Here is a 1,655-nt window from a genome sequence, read left to right as displayed (position 1 = left end):
CTCAACCTTTGTGCTTAGACGTCCTATTCCATCAGGACGATCAATTAGCCTCCTCTGTCCCCACTTCTCTCAAACGATATTTGGTGGTACAGGAATTTCTACCTGTTGTCCATCGGCTTCACCATTCGGCTTCACCTTAGGTCCCGACTTACCCAGAGCGGACGAGCCTTCCTCTGGAAACCTTAGTCATTCGGTGGATAGGATTCTCACCTATCTTTCGCTACTCACACCGGCATTCTCACTTCTAACCTCTCCACCTCGCCTTACAGCTCGGCTTCTACGATGTTAGAACGCTCTCCTACCATATAACATTAGTTATATCCGCAGCTTCGGTTGTATGTTTAGCCCCGGTACATTTTCGGCGCGATGTCACTCGACCAGTGAGCTATTACGCACTCTTTAAATGGTGGCTGCTTCTAAGCCAACATCCTGGTTGTCTGTGCATCATCACATCCTTTTCCACTTAACATACAATTTGGGACCTTAGCTGGCGGTCTGGGCTGTTTCCCTTTCGACTACGAACCTTATCACCCGCAGTCTGACTCCCGTTGATATTTATCTGGCATTCGGAGTTTGTCTGAATTCGGTAACCCGGGATGGGCCCCTAGTCCAAACAGTGCTCTACCTCCAGTAAACTCACAACGAGGCTAGCCCTAAAGCTATTTCGGAGAGAACCAGCTATTTCCAAGTTCGATTGGAATTTCTCCGCTACCCACAGCTCATCCAAACACTTTTCAACGTGTCCTGGTTCGGTCCTCCATTCAGTGTTACCTAAACTTCAACCTGGCCATGGGTAGATCACTTGGTTTCGGGTCTACTCCATCATACTATTTCGCCCTATTAAGACTCGCTTTCGCTTCGGCTCCATGTCTTCCACTTAACCTCGCATGATAAAGTAACTCGCCGGTTCATTCTACAAAAGGCACGCCATCACCCTCAAGGGGCTCTGACTACTTGTAAGCACACGGTTTCAGGTTCTCTTTCACTCCCCTCCCGGGGTTCTTTTCACCTTTCCCTCACGGTACTGGTTCACTATCGGTCACTAGGTAGTATTTAGCCTTACCAGATGGTCCTGGTAGATTCCGACGGAATTCCTCGTGTTCCGCCGTACTCAGGTGCTCTCTCTCGCCAACTTAGCATTTCGTATACAGGACTTTTACCTTCTACGGTCTAACTTTCCAGCTAGTTCTACTATACTTCGTCATACAATTTGTTGAGAGTCCTACAACCCCAATATGCAAGCACATTGGTTTGGGCTTTTTCCTTTTCGCTCGCCGCTACTAAGGAAATCGATTTTTCTTTCTCTTCCTACAGGTACTTAGATGTTTCAGTTCCCTGCGTTACCTCGCTTTCGCGTACCGCCCTTTTAAAAGCGGTGGGTTCCCCCATTCGGATATCTACGGCTCTTTGCTTACTTACAGCTCCCCGTAGCATTTCGTCGTTTGTCACGTCCTTCATCGGCTCCTAGTGCCAAGGCATCCTCCGTGCGCCCTTTACTACTTAATCGTGTGTAGCTTTTACGCTTCGTTCTTTTCCTTGAACTCTTTGTGAATAAGTTTTTACAACTTACTTACTTTTTTCTCGGTTTTGTAAATCTGTTTTTAATTTATAGAAAATTATTTTTGATCTAATATATATATTCAGTTTTCATTGTG

General features: G+C 46.3%; 1 rRNA gene. It reads right to left on the bottom strand.

From position 1 onward, the window contains the following. Positions 1-1,506 (bottom strand): 23S ribosomal RNA (locus O5Y44_RS08735); the annotation flags it as partial. Positions 1,507-1,655 lie beyond the last annotated feature (149 nt).

Origin of the sequence: Gemella sp. 27098_8_155 (assembly GCF_041433725.1) — a bacterium.
Taxonomy (GTDB): Bacteria; Bacillota; Bacilli; order Staphylococcales; family Gemellaceae; genus Gemella; species Gemella haemolysans_D.
This window is presented reverse-complemented; position numbering and strand designations above follow the sequence as displayed.